Source organism: Pseudomonas mendocina, assembly GCF_003008615.1.
GTDB classification, from domain to species: Bacteria; Pseudomonadota; Gammaproteobacteria; order Pseudomonadales; family Pseudomonadaceae; genus Aquipseudomonas; species Aquipseudomonas mendocina_C.
This window is the reverse complement of record NZ_CP027657.1, coordinates 2,880,644-2,899,505: the sequence shown is the minus strand read 5'-3', so window position 1 is coordinate 2,899,505 and position 18,862 is coordinate 2,880,644. Positions and strand designations below refer to the sequence as shown.

The window sequence follows — 18,862 nt, the reverse complement described above, 5'->3', positions numbered from 1 at the left end:
AGATATGCCGGTACGACGCGCCTGAATACGACTTGCCAATGGTTATCCCTGGGAGACCAAATCAGGCCCTTGGGTATTTCAAGTGAAGAGACAAGGAACATTGCTAATTGAAAAAGAATTTCATGTTCAGTAAACACCTTCCAATTGGTTAAAACCGCTCGCTGCGCTCACTGGGACGGGCTAAATCACGCCCCCTTAACAACGATTAGGCCGCGGACAGCATCCAGCGCTAATCCGCGTGGAGAGATATATGTTTGATCACCTGGGCATTGGCGTCACCAGCTTGGCCGAAAGCAAGTCTTTCTTCCTGAAGGCATTGCAGCCATTGGGCGTGACCGTCGCCATGGAAGGGCCTCACAGCGTCGGCATCGGACGCAACGGCAAGCCGTCGCTCTGGCTATCCGAATCTTCGGAGAAACCTGCTCATCTCCACATCGCCATCACCGCCCAGAGTCGCGCCGAAGTAGATGCGTTCTATACGGCCGCGCTGGCTGCGGGCGGAAAGGACAACGGCCCTCCTGGGGTGCGTCCGCACTACCATCCGAACTACTACGGCGCGTTCGTCATTGGCCCAGACGGACACAACATCGAAGCGGTTTGCCACCTGCATACGGACGACTGATGCACCGAGAAAGCAGAAGCGCCCTGGCAGCCTTTATCCTCACTCCGCTTGTACTGGCAGCGCCATGGCTCTGCTCTGCGGCTTCTTCGAGATCGCTTTTCTGAATATTCCACTGGGTGCGTTACTGCTTCTGGCAGCCAGTGTGATCGACGCAACAAGCGAGCAAGCGCTGCACAAATCCCAGGCGTTCACCTAGAATCGCGTGGGCAAAAGGCTACTCAGGAATGCGGCCTTCGGCCTGGCTGGAACGCTCATAGCGTCTTGGCATTCATTGGTTGTTTTGAGCAAGTAAGTAGCCTGGATTTCGCGTTGCTCTACCCATCCTACGCGCCCCATCGCGGCTAAAGGCTCTCCCACGAGGCAGCCGGTGCGCGCGGCGCACCCTACGCGGGGAGCGTCAGGCGTACTTCCACCCCTCCTTCGACATTGCCGATATGCAGCTCGCCACCATGCAGCTCGGCCACTTCCTGCACGAAGTTCAGGCCCAGGCCGGTGCTTTTACGGCCGCCGTTGGGGCGTGGCAGGGAGTAGAAGCGCTCGGTGAGGCGCGCCAGCGCGTAGCCAGGGATGGCTTCGCCCTGGTTGAACAGGCGCAGGACGATGCGCTCGCCCTGACGTTCGGCGGTGATGCGGATGTGTCCGCCGGGTGGAGTGAAGTCCAGGGCGTTGTCCAGCAGATTGGCCAGCGCCTGGCGCAGCAGGAAGCGTTCGCCGCTCAGGCTGAGACCGGCAGGCAACGCTTGGTCGATCTGCAGATTGGCGGCAGTGATGCGTGCCTGCTGCGCCTGCAGCAATTCTTCCACCAGTGGCGTCAGCGGCACGCTCACCCGCTCTTCCAGGCCCTGGCGCTGTTCCACCTGGGCCAGGTGCAGCAGGCGTTCGATCAGGTTCTGCAGACGCGCGCTTTCCTGCTGGATATTGCCCACGAAGCGCTGGCGCTGCTCGGCCGGCATATCACCTTCGAGCAGTTCGGCGGCACCACGGATGGCCGCCAGCGGGCTCTTCAGTTCGTGGGTCAGGGTGTGTACGTAACGCTCGACGTAGGCCTTGCCTTCGAGCTCGGTGCGCATGCGTTCCACCGCTTTGGCCAACTGCCCCAGCTCACCGCCGCGCACGTTCGGGGCCTCGGCGCGTTGGCCCTCGCTGACGGACTGAGCATAGCGAGTCAGCTTGCCCAGCGCCGCGCTGAGCCACCAGGACAGCAACGCGCCGATCAGCAGTCCAAGGCCGATCAGCCCTGCGCCGAGCCAACCCAGGCGCGTCTGCGAACGCTCGATATAGGGCTGCAGGGTGCGGTTGGGCTTGGCCACCGACACCACACCGATGATCTGCTCACCATCCTTGATCGGCGCCGCCACATACATCACCGAAGAGTCGGAGTCATTCGGGTCTTCGCGGGTCGAACGGGCGCCGTACTGGCCCCGCAGGGTCAGCAGCACATCGTTCCAGCGCGAATAATCCTGGCCGACCGCCTGCCCAGTGGAGTCGAGCAGGACAATGCCCTGGGCGTCGGTGACGTAGATGCGGTGGTTGACCTCGGCCTTGGTCAGCCCCCAGATCGCCGCCTGTGGCTGACGCCGACCATAGGCCTCCAACGCATCGTTCAGGCGCCCTTGCCCCAGGGTGCCGGCCCTGACCTCATCGCGCAGGATCTCGGCCAGCAGGTTGGCAGTATCGACCAGGGTTTCCTCGGTGCTCTGGCGTACGCCGGGACGAATCTCGTCCATCACCGTGCTCAGCACGAACCAGCCGGCCAGGCCGACGAAGAGGAAGTAGACGAGGAAGATGCGAACGCCGAGCGGCATGGCTCAAGCCTCTGGATCGTAGCTGTAGCCCAGGCCGCGATGGGTCTGGATCGGCTCTTCGGCGGGGGCGATGGTGCGCAACTTGGCGCGCACGCTCTTGATATGGCTGTCGACGTTACGTTCGTAGCCCGCCTCGCTGGCCACGCCAAGAGCGTCGAGCAGTTGCTCACGGGAATACACCCGACGCGGCTGGTCAAGCAGTGTGCGCAGCAGACGAAATTCGTGGCGAGTGAGGTTCAGTGCCTGGCCATGGTAGTGGATGCGAAAGGCCGCATCGTCGACCTGGAAGACGCTCGGTGCGCTGGCGGCTGGCGTTTCACGCGGAGCGACGCGCTTGAGGATGGCCTTGACCCTAGCGGCCACCTCACGCGGGCTGAAGGGTTTGACCACGTAGTCGTCGGCGCCGATTTCCAGGCCCACCACGCGATCGATCTCCTCGCTGCGCGCGGTGAGGAAGATCACCGGCACCTCGGAGAAACGGCGCAGGCGCTTGCACACTTCGAAGCCGCTGATATCGGGGAGGCCAACGTCAAGGATGGCCAGGTCGAAAGCGCCGTTCTCCAACAACGTCAGTGCCTCGCCCCCGAGGCTCGTCCACTGGGTGAGAAAGCCTTCGGCCTGCAGGGCATAGACCAGCGTATCGGCAATCGCGGCTTCGTCTTCGACTATCAGTATCTGCGGCATCGGGCGTCCTGCACCTGGAATTCGACTGCGGGAGACTGCCGAGCACGGGAGCCAGCGTCAAGTGAGGTATTGGCGGGTTTCACCCGCCCTACGGGATACTGACGTCAAGCCGGCCTAGGCGTGCCTGCACGCAGTAGTCGCTCGCAGTTGCACCGCGATTTCGCGGATAAATCCGCTCCTACAGTGGCTGGCCTCGTAGCCCGGATGCAATCCGGGGAATAGGCGGCGCGATTTCCCGGATTGCATCCGGGCAACTCACCGAGAACAGGTCTTACGGAATCTCGCCGCGGATGTACTGCTCCAGCTGGCGAATCAGGTCGGCCTGTTCGGCGATGGTTTCCTTGACCAGGTCACCGATGGACAGCAGGCCGATCAGTTCGCCCTCGGCCAACACCGGCAGGTGGCGCAGGCGACGTTCGGTCATCAGTTCCAGGCAGCTCTGCAGGGTGTCACGTGGGCCGACGCTGATGACCTCGCGGGTCATGATTTCGCTGACCTTGGCACTGAGCATCGAGCGCTCGGCCAGGGCGACCTTACGCACGTAGTCGCGCTCGCTGACGATTCCCGCCAGGCGCCCGCCGGACAGCACCACCAGAGCCCCCACGCCCTTCTCGGCCATGACCTGCAACCCCACCAGCAGGGAATCATCGATGTCGACGCTGTAGACATAGGCGTTTGGCTTGTTACGGAGAATCTCGGCGACGGTCTTCATACTGGGGTTCCTGCTTGTTCTTTTAAGGTGAGGCCTTCGACAAACAACGGACGAACGCAGGACAGAGCTATAGCAGAGTTACGCCGAACGGTCAGCCTTGGAGCGACACCAAGGCAACCGATTTGGCCAATCCAGCCTCAACCCAGCGTGGTCACTGGCCAACAACCTTTCAGTCCAGCCTGAAGCGCCGGGTATTCTGCGCCAGCCCTTCGCTGCCCCGACGCAACTGCTCGGCAGCGCTGCTCACCGCCTGGGCACCATCGAGCAATTGTCCGGCCGCCTGATCCACCTGTTGGATATTGCCACTGACCTCATCGGCCGTGGCTGCCTGCTGCTCGGCGGCAGTGGCGATCTGCGCCAGGCGATCGGTAACGCGTTGCACCGAGTCGACGATGGCCTGCAGGTCATCACTCATCGCCAGTACGCTGCCGATATCGCCATCCGCCTGCTTGCAGGCACTCTCCATCAAGGTCACCGACTGGCCAACCACGCGCTGCAGGTCGTCCACGGTCTGGGCGATTTCCTGAGTGGAGTCCTGGGTGCGCTTGGACAGCGAGCGCACCTCGTCGGCGACCACGGCAAAACCACGCCCGGCCTCGCCGGCACGCGCCGCTTCGATGGCGGCATTGAGCGCCAGCAGGTTGGTCTGCTCGGCGATGCCCTTGATCACCTCGACCACTCGGTTGATCTGCTGGGTCTGTTCGCGCAACTGCTGCAACGCTTCGGCACTGTCGCTCAAGCGGCTGCTGAGCTGGCGCATGCTAGCACTGGTGCGCTCGCTACGCTGGTTGCTGCCCAGCGCCACCTCGCGAGTCTGCTGCGCCTCTACGGCCGCCTGTTCGCAGCTCTGCGCCACGCTCTGGGCGGTGGCGGCCATCTGCGTGGCCGCGGTAGCGATCTGACTCATCTGCGCCTGTTGCTGCTCGACCGCATCCAGCGCATCGCGCGCCTGACCACCGAGCAGTTGCACCGTGCCATCGAGCTGCTGGCTTTCCTGATTGACGCCCTGCAGCGACTGGCGCATCTGCTCGACCGCGGTATTCAGTGCCTGGGCGATGGCGGCCAGATCATCGCGGCCGCTGACCTCCATACGCACACGCAGGTCGCCGTCACGTAGCCCTCGCGCCGCGTCGATGATGTTGCTGGTGCTGATGCGGATCGACGCGTTCAGGCACATCAGCACGTACATCGCCAACAAGGCCAGTACGACGAATGCGCCAATGGCCTCGATCATCGATTGCAGCGCCTGCTGTTGGTAGTGCCCAAGGCTGGCGGAGAACTGCTGATAGAGCGCCTGTTGCAGCGCCTGCAATTGCGTCTCCAGAGTCTCGACACGCTGCACGAACTGTTCGGGAGTCAACGCCATGGGGCTGGCGTCGAACATATCGCGATCGATCTGCAGGAGAAATTCGTCAAAAGCCTTGAGCGAGGCCTCGAAAGGCGCACTCAGTTGGCGCATGGCCTGCGGCGCCTTACGCGACAGGGTGGTCTGCGCCTTGACCAGTTGCGCCCGCTGCTCATCGAGGCTGCTGCGCAGGTCACGGATCAGCACTCGGCTTTGCAAGGTGAAATGCTGCGAGACCACCGCACCATGGCCCTGCGCGGCGAAGGTACCGAGCTGCTCGAGCAGACGCGGCATAATGTAGGTGATCTGCTCCATCATCAGGTAGGTATCGAGGCGCGGATCGAGAATCAGCGCGCTGTCTGTCGCGACCTGCTCGCGCAGAGCGATCAGATGGAGCAGGGCTTTCTGGTAACGCTCCAGCGCATCGGGCAATGCCACCTTGCTCAGACTGGCCGCGCGCAGACTGTCACGCTCGCCTTGCAGCGCTTGAAAATGCTGCCTCGCATCATCACTGACCAGCCCGCTCTGCAGCGGCTCAGCGGCCTTCTGCAAGGCCTCGTCGAGCTGCGCTTCACGTTGTTGCAGCAAACCCTCGGCGCTTTTCTCGGTGCCCTTCCAACGCGCCAGCAAAGTGCGCTGGGCGATCAGTTCCTGCTGCACCTGGGCCATCAGCTCGAGCGCCTGGGCACCTTCGACTTCGTGGTCGACGGACTGCAGCCTTGCCAGGTAATCGCTGCTGATCACCCACAGGGCATAACCAAGCGGCAATGCGAACAGCAGAAACACCAGCTGGAATTTGTGGGCAAAACTGAAACGCTGGAGCAGCCGTACACCCGGCTTGAGTACTCCTGTCATGGCGACACCTCAGCGACCTGTTGGGCCTACTGGCCTGGCAATAAATTGCTAATAGCAAAAAGCAGGCCCGTCGCCCCCAGAGTCGGGGAAGTCGCTACGGGACACTCTCGTCGAGTGTAATGGCCAATGAGTATCAAGCTTTTCCGAAATGCGACAATTAACTCAGCATTGGGGACGGTCGCGGGTGTAGCGCTCGGCCGGGTTCACTGCCGCACCAAGATCGCGCATGGCGCTGGCACCAATCAGCAGGGGATAGCTGAAAGTACTGCGATCAGTCAGGTTGACCTCGATCGTGCGCTCTTCATCACCCAGGCAGATCGGCATCTCGATTACTGGGCGCTGCGAATAGGCCACTTCCTGCGAGGCCGAGTCACCCGCCTCTTCGGCGCGCTTCTTGATCTCGGCGATGCGCACCAGCGGGTGTTCGTAAAGCGTGTCTTCGGCACCCTCGACAGCCAGGCGGAAGCGTACCCAATCCTCACCATCGCGTTTGAACGGTTCGATGTCCTTGGCCGACAACGAGGCGGTCATGGCGCCGGTGTCCATCTTGGCCTTGAGGGTCTGCCCCAGGGCGGGGAGTTTGATCAATTCGTAGCGGCCATAGAGGTCGGGCTGCTCATCGGCCAGCGTCGGCAGACTGATGACGGCGGCCAGTAGAAGCAGGGCGTATTTCACGGAAGAATCCTCATGCTCAGGTTGACCGCACTTCCGACTGTGGCGAGCGCGTCATGTTCCCGAAAAAGGATTACAGGGTGCTGCGTGACTAACGCCCTTGCCCATCCAGGGAAAGCCCACTCCACAACTCATCGAGTCGCTCGAACCCCCATTCCTCTGCCGGCTCGCGGCCAACGATGCGATCCTCGACGCCTGGTTTGCTCAGGTCGACCACAGCCTGCGGTAACGGCATACGTGACTTGGCCGAGAAGAACACCTTGACCCTCGGTGCCAGCAACGCCTTGGGGTTCTGCTCCAGCACCACCGCCAGGCGACCACTTTGCAGGCGCACCAGCGCTCCGACCGGATAGATGCCGACGGTCTTGACGAACGCCTGGAACACCAGCTCGTCGAAATGGCCTTTCCATTCGGCCATCTTGCGGATCGATTCAGCCGGATCCCAGCCCTGCTTGTAAGGCCGGTTGGAGGTGATGGCATCGTATACATCGCAGACCGCGCCCATCTTCGCCAGCAGGCTGATCTGGTCACCCTGCAGATGATGCGGATAACCACTGCCATCGACCTTCTCGTGATGGTGCAGGCAAACGTCCAGCACCAGCGCACTGACCTGCTTGCTGGCGATGAGGATGCTGCCGCCTTCTTCCGGGTGGCGGCGCACCGTGGCGAACTCGGTCTCGGTGAGTTTTCCCGGCTTGTCCAGCAGCGCTTGCGGCACCGCCATCTTGCCGATGTCATGCAGCAGCCCGGCCAAACCGGCCTCACGCACCGCCGCCTCGGGCAGGCCGAGCTGACGCGCCAGGGCGATCATCAAGGCGCAGACCGCCACCGAGTGCATGTAGGTGTATTCGTCGGCATGTTTGAGTCGTGCCAGGCTGATCAACGCGTTGGGGTGGCGCATCACAGAATCGGAGATTTCCTCGACCAGCAACTCGGCCTGCTCGAACTGCAAGGCCTGCCCCATGCGCGCATCGCCGAACATGGCCATCACCGCCTGCTTGGAGCGAGCGCACAGCTTCACCGCATGCTCGAGCTCCTGCTCCATCGACAGCGTCTTGACCTTGGGCGGCTCGATGGCAGCCAGCAGCCGCGCTTGCGCCTCGCATTCCACCTCGGCCTCGCTGGCGGCTTGCACACCGGCGGCGACATCGCTGCCCTTGCTGACGTCGATCCACAGCTCACGGATCGCGCTCTCCCGAATACGCGCAAGATCCTTTTCCGACTCGAGGAGAAACTTGGACTTCCAGAAGGGATGATCCATCCAGGATCCGCAAAACTCCTGAATGAACATTCCGACGCGTAGATCAGCGACGGCAATCCGCTTGAGCATGGTGTGTACCGGCAGGTGAGAGCGCCTTCCCTGGACGAGTGTCCATGGCAACGATCATTGGCATATAGCCGCTCAACTGGCAATAGGCCAGTCAGGGGCAATTTTGAGCAAAGCGCCGCGCTTGCAATAAGATGGCCTCTCACCGCCCGCCATGGAGTCGACATGCGCCCTCTGCTGACCGGCCTAGCCAACATCGTCCTGCTGCTCGCCAACACCCTGATCCTGATCGGGCCGCTGCTGCTGATCGCCCTCGGCAAGTTCGTCCTGCCCGGGCAAAACGCCCGCGATGCCTGCTCACGCGGCGTGATGTGGGTGGCCGAGTTCTGGGCCGAGAACTGCAAACGCATCTTCGCCCTGCTCACGCCAACGCGCTGGGACATCCGTGGTAACGCCGAACTGCGCAGCGACAGTTCCTACCTGGTGATCAGCAATCACCAGTCATGGGTCGACATTCCGGCCCTGGTGCAGGCATTCAATCGCAAGACGCCCTACTTCAAGTTCTTCCTCAAGCAGGAACTGATCTGGGTGCCCTTCCTCGGCCTGGCGTTCTGGGCGCTGGATTACCCCTTCATGAAGCGCTACTCCAAAGCCTTTCTGAAAAAGAACCCGCATATGCAGGGCAAGGATCTGGAAATCACCAAGGCCGCCTGCGAGAAGTTCAAGCGCTTGCCGGTGACCGTGGTCAACTTCCTCGAAGGCACTCGCTTCACCCCCGCCAAACAGGCTCAGCAGCAATCACCCTACCGCTACCTGCTCAAGCCCAAAGCCGGCGGCGTGGCCTTCGTTCTGGCCGCCCTGGGCGAGCAGATCGACGCGGTACTGGACGTCACCCTGGTTTACCCCGACAAGCAGGTGCCGGGCTTCTGGGCGTTGCTCAGCGGCCAGGTGCCCAAGGTGATCATCGATATCCAGACACGCGAACTCGACCCGACCTTGTGGCAGGGCGATTACCAGAACGACCCGGCGTTCCGCCAGCAGATGCAGGACTGGGTCAGCCAGCTTTGGCAGGACAAGGATGCCCGCATCGAACAGCTGCGCGAACAAGCGCCGTAGGGTGTTACGTGCGCACCAATGGCTCTGGAGGGGCGGTGCGCACGGCGCACCCTACGGTTCGCGTTCGGCTTTCCGAACGAGCCACCCCGGCTTATTCGCCAAGCCGAACGCCCCATCTCACCACATCAAAAATAAAACCATTAAAAATCAATAAATTAGGGTTGATTCAGGCACTGGCACACATCCTGCTCCGTCCTCTTCAGGAATGCGATAGACCTTCCCTGAGCAAAGTGGCGTTCAAGCGCCATCACAACAACAACATCGAGGACTCGATTGATGCGTACCTTCCACCGTGTACTGAGCGTGGCCATTGCTGCAGCCGTCCTTTCCACTCCAGCCATCGCCGAAGAACTGACCGGCACCCTGAAGAAGATCAAGGACTCCGGCACCATCACCCTGGGCCACCGCGACTCCTCCATCCCCTTCTCCTACTACGGCGACAACTCCCGTCAGCCGATCGGCTATTCCCATGACCTGCAACTGAAAGTCGTCGAGGCGCTGAAGCAGGAACTGGGCATGCCCGACCTCAAGGTGCGCTACAACCTGGTCACCTCGCAGACCCGTATTCCGCTGGTGCAGAACGGCACCGTCGATCTGGAGTGCGGCTCCACCACCAACAACATCGAGCGCCAGCAGCAGGTCGATTTCTCCGTTGGCATCTTCGAGGTGGGCACCCGCCTGCTGGCCAAGAAGACCAGCGGCATCAACGATTTCGAAGACCTGAAGGGCAAGAACGTGGTGACCACCGCCGGCACCACTTCCGAGCGCCTGATCAAGTCGATGAACGCCGAGAAGAAGATGGGCATGAACGTGATTTCCGCCAAGGATCACGGCGAGTCCTTCCTGATGCTCGAATCCAACCGCGCCGTCGCCTTCATGATGGACGACGCCCTGCTCGCTGGCGAAATGGCCAAGGCCAAGAAGCCGGACGACTGGGCCGTGGTCGGTACGCCGCAATCCTTCGAAATCTATGGCTGTATGGTGCGCAAGGGTGACGCCGGCTTCAAGAAAGTGGTCGACAAGGCCATCAGCGACACCTTCGCTTCCGGCGAGATCAACGACATCTACGCCAAGTGGTTCCAGCAGCCCGTCCCACCGAAGGGCCTGAACCTGAATTTCCCCATGAGCGACGAGCTGAAGAAGCTGATCGCCAACCCGACCGACAAATCCGCAGAACAGATTTGACGGTGATGCGCCGCCACGCTCACGAGGCGTCACGGCGCGGGGACTCCGGGGAAGCCAGCGGCTTCCCCAACCCAATTTCTGACGAAGCCGAGACCGTCCGCTAGGGAAGCGCTGAAAAGCCCCACACCGTCACTCCCGCGAAGGTGGGAGCCCAGGTGCTGCGGGGTTCTGGATTCCCGCCTGCGCGGGAATGACGACTATTTCAGCCCCCCCCAGGCGGATACGGGGAACTGTCGCCCGCTTTCGCGCTTCGTCATCAAAGCCGTACCTAGGATCTCGCGAGCTAGAGCCATGCAAGGCAGAAAGAGGCGAGGAAGCGGAGTGTACTTTTGTACATGAGCATGACTCACTTCGTTCGCCCCTTCGGGGTCGCACTGAAGTGCGTTAGTCGCAAACGACTTCCGAGCCTGTTTCTAACGCAGCAGGGCTGACGCGCAGCAGATCCCGTCCTCACAAGAGGGGAAAACCGTAATGAATTACAACTGGGACTGGGGTATCTACTTCAAGTCCACCGGCATCGGCAGCGAGACCTACCTGGACTGGTTCATCACCGGCCTGGGCTGGACCATCGCCATCGCCCTGGCTGGCTGGATCATCGCCCTGGCGCTGGGCTCGCTGCTTGGCGTCATGCGTACCCTGCCGAACCGCTGGCTGTCCGGCCTGGCAACCGCCTACGTGGAAATCTTCCGCAACGTACCGCTGCTGGTGCAGCTGTTCCTCTGGTACTTCCTGGTGCCGGATCTGCTGCCCGAACCGCTGGAGCTGTGGTTCAAACAGGATCTCAACCCGGCCACTTCGGCCTACCTGTCGGTGGTGGTGTGCCTCGGCCTGTTCACCGCCGCCCGCGTCTGCGAACAGGTACGCACCGGTATCGAGGCGCTGCCCAAGGGACAGACCGCCGCAGCCTACGCCATGGGCTTCCGCCTGCCGCAGATCTACACCAACGTGCTGTTGCCGCAGGCGTTTCGCATCATCATTCCGCCGCTTACCAGCGAGTTCCTCAACATCTTCAAGAACTCCTCGGTGGCGTCGCTGATCGGCCTGATGGAACTGCTGGCGCAGACCAAGCAGACCGCCGAGTTCAGCGCCAACCTGTTCGAAGCCTTCACCCTGGCCACGCTGATCTACTTCACCTTGAACATGAGCCTGATGATGATCATGCGCATGATCGAGAAGAAGGTCGCCGTACCCGGCCTGATCTCCGTAGGGGGTAAATGATGGATTTCAGCGAAATCATCCCCGCCCTGCCGGGCCTGTGGGAAGGCATGGCGATGACCCTGCAGCTGATGGCCCTGGGCATCATCGGCGGCGTGGCTCTGGGCACCCTGCTGGCCCTGATGCGTTTGTCGCACAGCAAGCTGCTGTCGAACATCGCCGCCACTTACGTCAACTACTTCCGCTCGATCCCGCTGCTGCTGGTGATCACCTGGTTCTACTTCGCGGTGCCGTTCATCCTGCGCTGGATCACCGGCGAGGACACCCCCGTAGGCGCGTTCAGCTCGTGCCTGGTGGCCTTCGTGATGTTCGAGGCGGCCTACTTCTGCGAGATCGTCCGTGCCGGCATCCAGGCCATTCCCAAGGGTCAGATGGGCGCTGCCTCGGCTCTCGGCATGACCTACGGCCAGAGCATGCGCATGATCATCCTGCCGCAGGCCTTCCGCAAGATGACTCCGCTGTTGCTGCAACAGAGCATCATCCTGTTCCAGGACACCTCGCTGGTGTACACCGTGGGCCTGATGGACTTCCTCAATGCCGCTCGCTCGCGTGGCGACATTCTGGGCCAGCCCCATGAGTTTCTGATTTTCGCCGGTTTGGTCTACTTCACCATCAGCTTCGCCGCCTCGCGCCTGGTCAAGCTCCTGCAAAAAAGGTTAGCCGTATGATTTCCATCCAGAACGTCAACAAGTGGTACGGGGACTTCCAGGTGCTGACCGATTGCAGCACCGAGGTGAAGAAGGGCGAAGTGGTCGTGGTGTGCGGGCCGTCCGGCTCGGGCAAGTCGACCCTGATCAAGTGCGTCAACGCGCTGGAGCCATTCCAGAAAGGCGACATCGTGGTCGACGGCACCTCGATTGCCGACAAGAAGACCAACCTGCCCAAGCTGCGCTCGCGCGTTGGCATGGTGTTCCAGCACTTCGAGCTGTTCCCGCACCTGACCATCACCGAGAACCTGACCATCGCCCAGATCAAGGTGCTCGGCCGCAGCAAGGAAGAAGCGACCAAGAAGGGTCTGGCTCTGCTCGACCGCGTCGGCCTGTCCGCGCATGCGCACAAGCACCCGGGCCAGCTCTCCGGCGGTCAACAACAACGCGTGGCCATCGCCCGTGCCCTGGCCATGGATCCGGTGGTGATGCTGTTCGATGAACCGACCTCGGCGCTTGACCCGGAAATGGTCAACGAAGTGCTCGACGTGATGGTGCAACTGGCCCACGAAGGCATGACCATGATGTGCGTGACTCACGAGATGGGCTTCGCGCGCAAGGTCGCCGACCGGGTGATCTTCATGGACGCCGGACAGATCGTCGAAGACTGTCCGAAGGAGGAATTCTTCGGCGACATCAACGCCCGCTCCGATCGTGCTCAGCAGTTCCTGGCGAAAATCCTCCAGCACTGACCGGACAGCTAGGGTGCGCCGTGCGCACCAATGCCAACGCACCACAACCGGTGCGCGTGGCGCACCCTACGCGTCGAGCAACTGGTCAGCCTGGGGAGGACTATGATGCAATGCCTGTCCATCAGTCCTCGCGCCGACCTGATCGTGAAACCGCGCCTGCTCCGTCACCTGTCGCTGATCCTGCTGTTCCTGCTGCTGGTGCTCGGCTGTGGCTACGCCGGCTACCACATCAGCGACCGTGCCGGTATCCGCGCCCTGGCCGAAAACGGTGAGCGCCAGCTGGAGCTCAACGCCCGCGCCGTCGAAAGTGAGATCACCAAATACACCTACCTGCCCAGCCTGCTGGAGCTGGAAGGCAACGTCTCGCGCCTGCTGCTGGCGCCCACGGCCTATCGCCGGCATCACGTCAATCAGTACCTGGCCGGCCTCAACCAACGCAGCGGCAGCCTGGCCATCTACGTGCTCGACCCGGATGGCCGAGTGATCGCTACCAGCAACTGGGAGCAAGCCGACAGCTACCTCGGCGAGGATCTGTCGTTCCGCGCCTATTACCAGGACGCAATCAAGGGCCTGCCCGGGCGCTTCTACGGTATCGGCAGCACCACCGGCGAGCCTGGCTACTACCTGGCCCACGGTTTGCGCGACGGCAAACGCATCATCGGCGTGGCGGTGGTCAAGGTACGCCTCGATGCCCTCGAAGAGCGCTGGCAACGCGCCCTGCTGGAAGCCTACGTCAGTGACGAGAACGGCATCATCATCCTCGCCAGTGACCCGATGGTACGCCTCAAGGCCGTGCGTCCACTCGATGACGAGACCAAGGAACGCCTGGCGCGCAGCCTGCAATACCACTGGGCCGCGCTGGAGGAACTGCAGCTGTTCAACCGCTCGCCACTGGACGACGGCATCGAGCAGGTCAGCTTCGCCACCGCCGGTACGCCAGCCAATTACCTGCTGCAAACCCGCCGCCTGGAAGACACGCCCTGGCACCTGACCCTGCTCAGCCCGCTGCAGGAGCAACGCAGCGCCGCCATGATCCACGGCATGCTGGCGGCCGTGGCGGCGGCACTGCTGGCCTTCCTGCTGATTGCCTGGAACGAGCGCCGCAAGGTGATCGCCACGCGCCTGGCCGCCCGCGAAGCGCTGCAAGCGGCCAACGATGAGCTGGAGCGCAAGATCACCGAGCGCACCGCCGACCTGCAGGCCAGCAACGAGCGCCTGCAAGCCGAGGTGCGCGAGCGCGAGCAGGCCGAAACCACTCTGCGTCAGGCCCAGGACGAACTGGTGCAGGCCGGCAAGCTGGCGGTGATCGGGCAGATGTCCACCAGCATCGCCCACGAGCTGAATCAGCCACTGGCGGCGCTGCGCACGCTGTCCGGCAACACCGTGCGCTTCCTTCAGCGTGGTGCGCTGGATGTCGCCAGCAGCAACCTGCAGAACATCGGTGAACTGGTCGATCGCATGGGTAAGATCACCGGCAGCCTGCGCGCCTTCGCCCGCCGTACCGGTGATAGCGGCGAGGCCTCGCTGCAGCAGGCGGTGGATGCGGCCGTTATGCTCCTGCATCCGCGCCTGCAACGCACCAGCATGACCATTCATCGCGACTATTTACACCCGGAGCAGGACGAGGTGCGCCTGGCCATCGAACAGATTCGCCTGGAGCAGATTCTGGTCAACCTGATCAGCAACGCCCTCGATGCCATGCGCGACCAGGTCGACCGCCAGCTGTGGCTGAGCGGCACCGCTGAAGCCGATGGCTACCAGCTGGAAGTGCGCGACAACGGCCCCGGCATTGCCCCGGAAACCCGCGCGCACCTGTTCGAGCCGTTCTTTACCACCAAACCCGGCGAACAGGGCCTGGGCCTCGGCCTGACCCTGTCCGCCAGCCTGGCCGCAGCCGCAGGCGGCAGCCTCACCGTACGCCACCCGGACGAGGGCGGCACCGCCTTCATCCTCAGCCTACCCTACCCGCGGGAGCCCAAAGCATGAGCGACAGCCTCACCGTCCTGATCGTCGAAGACGATCCCCATGTGCTGCTCGGTTGCCAGCAGGCACTGGCCCTGGAAGACATCGACAGCATCGGTGTAGGCAGCGCCGAAGAGGCCTTGCAGCGGGTTGACGAAGATTTCGCCGGCATCGTCATCAGCGACATTCGCCTGCCCGGCATTGATGGCCTGGAACTGCTGACCCGCCTCAAGCAGCGCGACGCACGCCTGCCGGTGGTGCTGATCACCGGCCACGGCGACATCGGTATGGCCGTCGGCGCAATGCGTGACGGCGCCTACGACTTCATGGAAAAGCCCTTCTCCCCCGAACGTCTGGTCGACGTCGCCCGCCGCGCCCTGGAGCAACGCAGCCTGGCTCGCGAAGTCAGTGCCCTGCGCCGCCAACTGGCCGGGCGCCAGGCACTGGAGCAGCGCATCATCGGCCGTTCGCCGGCCATGCAGCAGCTGCGCGAGCTGATCGCCAACGTCGCCGACACCAACGCCAACGTGCTGATCGAAGGCGAGACCGGTACCGGCAAGGAACTGGTCGCCCGCTGCCTGCACGATTTCAGCAGGCGGCAGAGCAAGCAGTTCGTCGCCCTCAACTGTGGCGGCCTGCCGGAAAGCCTGTTCGAGAGCGAGATATTCGGCCACGAGGCACATGCCTTCACCGGCGCCGGCAAGCGGCGCATCGGCAAGATCGAACATGCCGACGGTGGCAGCCTGTTTCTCGACGAGATCGAGAGCATGCCGCTGGGCCTGCAGATCAAACTGCTGCGTGTGCTGCAGGAGCACAGCCTGGAACGACTCGGCTCGAACCAGTCGATCGATGTCGACTGCCGGGTGATCGCTGCCACCAAGTCCGACCTCGACGAGCTGGGCAGACGCGGCGAGTTTCGCAGTGACCTGTACTACCGGCTCAACGTGGTGACCCTGGAGCTGCCGCCGCTGCGCGAACGCCGCGAAGACATCGCCCTGCTGTTCGAACACTTCCTGCAACTGGCCGCGCTGCGCTTCGACCGCGCGGTACCGGAACTGGATCGCCACACCCTGGCGGCCCTGACCGCACACGACTGGCCGGGCAACGTGCGCGAACTGCGCAATGTCGCCGAGCGTTTCGCCCTGGGCCTGCCGGTATTCAAGAAAAGCGGCCAGGCCGACAACCACGCACTGGGCTTCAACGAAGCGGTGGAAGCCTTCGAGCGCAACCTGCTGGGTGCGGCGCTGGAGCGTCACGCCGGCAACCTCAGCCAGGCCGCCCAGGCACTGGGTCTGGCCAAGACCACGCTGTTCGACAAGGTGAAGAAATACGGGCTGCAATAACCAGGCGCATGCGTGCCTGGAGGTGAACACGGAAATGCCATTGTGTGAGTGGCTTCAGCCGTGATGCTCACCTGTAAATCCGCGATGGCGCCATGCTCATGATGGATGGATCGGTGCGCACGGCCTAAGCGGCCCCCACACACCCTGCAGGACGCCCCGCAACTTCACCAGGCAAAGAAAAGGGGAACCCGCAGGCTCCCCCAAAAAAGGCGCAAGCACTGCGCCCATGCCGTGAAACGAACGCAGCCCGGAGCCACCCGGGCTGCGCTTTGCACTTACGCCGCGCTGAAACTCTTATGCGGGTCGATGACAAATTTCTTCGGCACGCCGGCATCGAACTCACCGTAGCCACGCGGCGCGTCGTCCAAGCTAATGACCTGCACACCGACCACTTCGGCGATGTTGATGCGATCCCACATGATGGCCTGCATCAGCGCGCGGTTGTACTTCATCACCGGGGTCTGGCCGGTGTGGAAGCTGTGCGACTTGGCCCAGCCGAGGCCGAAGCGGATGCTCAGGGAACCGATCTTCGCCGCCGCATCCACCGCGCCCGGATCTTCGGTCACGTAGAGGCCGGGAATACCGATCTTGCCGGCTACACGCACGACGCCCATCAGCGAGTTGAGCACCGTGGCCGGCGCCTCCTGCTGGGCGCCGGCATGGCCGTGGCCACGGGCTTCGAAGCCCACGGCATCGACCGCGCAATCCACTTCCGGCTCACCCAGCAGATCGGCGATCTGCTCATGCAAAGGCGTGTCCTTGGACAGGTCGGCGATTTCGAAGCCCTGAGCCTTGGCATGCGCCAGGCGCACCGGATTCACGTCACCGACGATTACCACCGCAGCACCCAGCAGGCGCGCCGAGGCGGCAGCAGCCAGACCGACCGGACCCGCGCCGGCGATATACACCGTACTGCCTGGCCCAACGCCGGCAGTGACCGCGCCGTGGTAGCCGGTGGGTAGGATGTCAGACAGGCAAGTCAGGTCGCGGATCTTCTCCATGGCCTTGTCGCGATCCGGCAGCTTGAGCAGGTTGAAGTCGGCGTAAGGCACCAGCACGTACTCGGCCTGGCCGCCGGTCCAGTCGCCCATGTCGACGTAGCCGTAGGCACCGCCGGCACGCGCCGGGTTGACGGTCAGACACACACCGGTGTGCTGCTCCTTGCAGGAACGGCAACGACCGCAAGCGACGTTGAAGGGAACGGAAACCAGATCGCCGATCTGCAGGCGCTCGACATCACGGCCCTTCTCGATCACCTCACCGGTGATCTCGTGCCCCAGCACCAGGCCGACCTGAGCGGTGGTACGACCGCGCACCATGTGCTGGTCGGAGCCGCAGATATTGGTGGAAACGACTTTCAGGATGACCCCGTGCTCGATCTTCTTGCCGCGCGGATCCTGCATTTTCGGGTAGTCGATCTTCTGTACTTCGACCTTGCCCGTACCGAGATAAACCACACCACGATTACCAGACATACGTAACTCTCCTTTCTTGTTGTGGACACAGGACGCGACCGACGGGCCGCGCGGCCTTGCACTGGAGCTTCTTTCGTCTGTTGCCGGTCACCGCCGGTAAAGCCTGGCAGGGCGGTGAGCCCAGGGTGCGCCATGCGCACCGATGTACTTGCGTTGATTCCCGGTGCGCACGGCGCACCCTACGAGTGAAGTCGTTACCGTAGGGTGGGCTTTAGCCCACCAATATTCGGGTTAGCGATCCCCTCAGGCGTTGAGCACCACCGTGCGGTTGGCGTTGAGGAACACCCGACGCTCGATGTGATAACCGACCGCACGGGCCAGGGTCAGGCATTCGATATCACGGCCCTTGGCGATCAGGTCTTCCGGGTAATGTGCGTGATCCACTGCCTCAACGCCCTGGGCGATGATCGGCCCCTCGTCGAGATCGTTGTTGATGTAGTGCGCCGTGGCGCCGACCAGCTTGACGCCCTTCTGGTAGGCCTGGTGATAAGGCTTGGCGCCTTTGAAGCCGGGCAGCAGCGAGTGGTGAATGTTGATCGCCCAGCCGTCCAGACGGCGGCACAACTCGGGCGACAGCACCTGCATGTAGCGGGCAAGCACCACCAGCTCCGCGCCGGTGTCCTCGATTACCTTCAGCACCTTGCGCTCCTGCGCCGGCTTGTCGGCCGGGTCGAGCGGGAAATGGTGATAGGGAATGCCGTGCCAACGCGCCAGCGGTTCGAGATCCGGGTGGTTGGACACCACCGCTACCACGTCCATGGCCAGTTGGCCGATACGCTGGCGATACAGCAAGTCATGCAGGCAGTGGTCGGCCTTGGACACCATCAGCACCACCTTGGCGCGGTAGCCCGGCGGGGTCAGCTCGACCTGCATGTCGAAGGGTGCCAGACGCTCGGCCACACCGGCGCGGAAGACGGCCTCATCGAAGTCCTGCGGCTGACGGAACTCGACACGGATGAAGAAGCGCGAGGACAACCGATCGTCGAAGCTGTGATGCTCGGTGACGTAGCAGCGCTGCTCGAAGAGAAAACGCGTCACCGCATCCACGGTGCCAAGCACGCTCGGGCAATGGGCGGTGAGAATCCAGGTGTCGGGGGTGCGGCTCATGGTAGGGGGCTCCGCTGAATGGCTCCCCTCTCCCATTCATGGGAGAGGGGCTGGGGGAGAGGCTAAAGCGGCCCTCTCCCGAACCCTCTCCCGCAGCG

Annotated in this window: 17 protein-coding genes; 9 read left to right on the top strand and 8 right to left on the bottom strand. The window is 62.7% G+C overall.

Annotated elements, in window-relative coordinates; genetic code table 11:
• Window positions 1–250 precede the first annotated feature (250 nt).
• Window positions 251–622 (top strand): VOC family protein, encoded by a 372-nt coding sequence (locus C7A17_RS13500; RefSeq protein WP_106738523.1) that lies wholly within the window; start codon window positions 251–253, stop codon window positions 620–622.
• A 64-nt stretch (window positions 623–686) separates the two neighbouring features.
• Window positions 687–818, top strand: coding sequence for a hypothetical protein (locus tag C7A17_RS27200; RefSeq protein WP_267895729.1), 132 nt, complete (start codon window positions 687–689; stop codon window positions 816–818).
• Between the two features lie 187 nt (window positions 819–1,005).
• Here C7A17_RS27200 and creC read toward each other — a convergent pair whose 3' ends face one another.
• The 6 genes from creC to C7A17_RS13470 all read right to left on the bottom strand — a co-directional run bounded on the left by creC (window position 1,006) and on the right by C7A17_RS13470 (window position 8,025).
• On the bottom strand, window positions 1,006–2,427 hold the full coding sequence (gene creC, locus C7A17_RS13495; protein WP_106738522.1) for a two-component system sensor histidine kinase CreC: 1,422 nt from the start codon (window positions 2,425–2,427) through the stop codon (window positions 1,006–1,008).
• Between the two features lie 3 nt (window positions 2,428–2,430).
• The gene (gene creB, locus C7A17_RS13490) at window positions 2,431–3,111 is read right to left on the bottom strand and encodes a two-component system response regulator CreB (RefSeq protein ID WP_106738521.1); all 681 of its coding nucleotides are present in this window, start codon (window positions 3,109–3,111) and stop codon (window positions 2,431–2,433) included.
• 271 nt (window positions 3,112–3,382) lie between these two features.
• Window positions 3,383–3,823: a CBS domain-containing protein gene (locus tag C7A17_RS13485; RefSeq protein ID WP_106738520.1), complete on the bottom strand. Its 441-nt coding sequence runs from the start codon at window positions 3,821–3,823 to the stop codon at window positions 3,383–3,385.
• Between the two features lie 169 nt (window positions 3,824–3,992).
• On the bottom strand, window positions 3,993–6,023 hold the full coding sequence (locus C7A17_RS13480) for a methyl-accepting chemotaxis protein (RefSeq protein ID WP_106738519.1): 2,031 nt from the start codon (window positions 6,021–6,023) through the stop codon (window positions 3,993–3,995).
• A 162-nt stretch (window positions 6,024–6,185) separates the two neighbouring features.
• Window positions 6,186–6,698, bottom strand: a complete 513-nt coding sequence (rloA2, locus tag C7A17_RS13475) for a retropepsin-like aspartic peptidase RloA2 (protein ID WP_106738518.1) — start codon at window positions 6,696–6,698, stop codon at window positions 6,186–6,188.
• Between the two features lie 88 nt (window positions 6,699–6,786).
• Window positions 6,787–8,025: an HD-GYP domain-containing protein gene (locus C7A17_RS13470; protein ID WP_106738517.1), complete on the bottom strand. Its 1,239-nt coding sequence runs from the start codon at window positions 8,023–8,025 to the stop codon at window positions 6,787–6,789.
• Between the two features lie 162 nt (window positions 8,026–8,187).
• Here C7A17_RS13470 and C7A17_RS13465 point away from each other — a divergent pair, with 162 nt between their 5' ends.
• The 7 genes from C7A17_RS13465 to aauR all read left to right on the top strand — a co-directional run bounded on the left by C7A17_RS13465 (window position 8,188) and on the right by aauR (window position 16,182).
• Entirely contained in the window at window positions 8,188–9,078 is an 891-nt protein-coding gene (locus tag C7A17_RS13465) for an acyltransferase (protein ID WP_106738516.1), read from the top strand.
• A gap of 276 nt (window positions 9,079–9,354) precedes the next feature.
• The gene (locus C7A17_RS13460) at window positions 9,355–10,263 is read left to right on the top strand and encodes a glutamate/aspartate ABC transporter substrate-binding protein (protein WP_106738515.1); all 909 of its coding nucleotides are present in this window, start codon (window positions 9,355–9,357) and stop codon (window positions 10,261–10,263) included.
• 471 nt (window positions 10,264–10,734) lie between these two features.
• The gene (locus C7A17_RS13455) at window positions 10,735–11,481 is read left to right on the top strand and encodes an amino acid ABC transporter permease (RefSeq protein WP_106738514.1); all 747 of its coding nucleotides are present in this window, start codon (window positions 10,735–10,737) and stop codon (window positions 11,479–11,481) included.
• The gene (locus C7A17_RS13450) at window positions 11,478–12,146 is read left to right on the top strand and encodes an amino acid ABC transporter permease (protein ID WP_199796327.1); all 669 of its coding nucleotides are present in this window, start codon (window positions 11,478–11,480) and stop codon (window positions 12,144–12,146) included. The genes C7A17_RS13455 and C7A17_RS13450 overlap by 4 nt, the downstream gene beginning before the upstream one ends.
• A complete protein-coding gene (locus C7A17_RS13445) occupies window positions 12,143–12,877 on the top strand; it encodes an amino acid ABC transporter ATP-binding protein (protein ID WP_106738512.1) in 735 nt (244 codons plus the stop codon). Before C7A17_RS13450 ends, C7A17_RS13445 begins: the two co-directional genes overlap by 4 nt.
• A gap of 102 nt (window positions 12,878–12,979) precedes the next feature.
• Complete coding sequence (locus tag C7A17_RS13440; protein WP_106738511.1) at window positions 12,980–14,863, top strand: sensor histidine kinase; 1,884 nt, start codon at window positions 12,980–12,982, stop codon at window positions 14,861–14,863.
• The gene (gene aauR, locus C7A17_RS13435; protein WP_106738510.1) at window positions 14,860–16,182 is read left to right on the top strand and encodes a two-component response regulator AauR; all 1,323 of its coding nucleotides are present in this window, start codon (window positions 14,860–14,862) and stop codon (window positions 16,180–16,182) included. Before C7A17_RS13440 ends, aauR begins: the two co-directional genes overlap by 4 nt.
• A 275-nt stretch (window positions 16,183–16,457) precedes the next feature.
• On the opposite strand, the gene fdhA is transcribed toward aauR, so the two are convergent.
• Together fdhA and purU are read right to left on the bottom strand one after the other, a co-directional pair.
• The gene (gene fdhA / locus C7A17_RS13430) at window positions 16,458–17,657 is read right to left on the bottom strand and encodes a formaldehyde dehydrogenase, glutathione-independent (protein WP_106738509.1); all 1,200 of its coding nucleotides are present in this window, start codon (window positions 17,655–17,657) and stop codon (window positions 16,458–16,460) included.
• Between the two features lie 243 nt (window positions 17,658–17,900).
• Complete coding sequence (gene purU / locus C7A17_RS13425) at window positions 17,901–18,764, bottom strand: formyltetrahydrofolate deformylase (protein WP_106738508.1); 864 nt, start codon at window positions 18,762–18,764, stop codon at window positions 17,901–17,903.
• Window positions 18,765–18,862 lie beyond the last annotated feature (98 nt).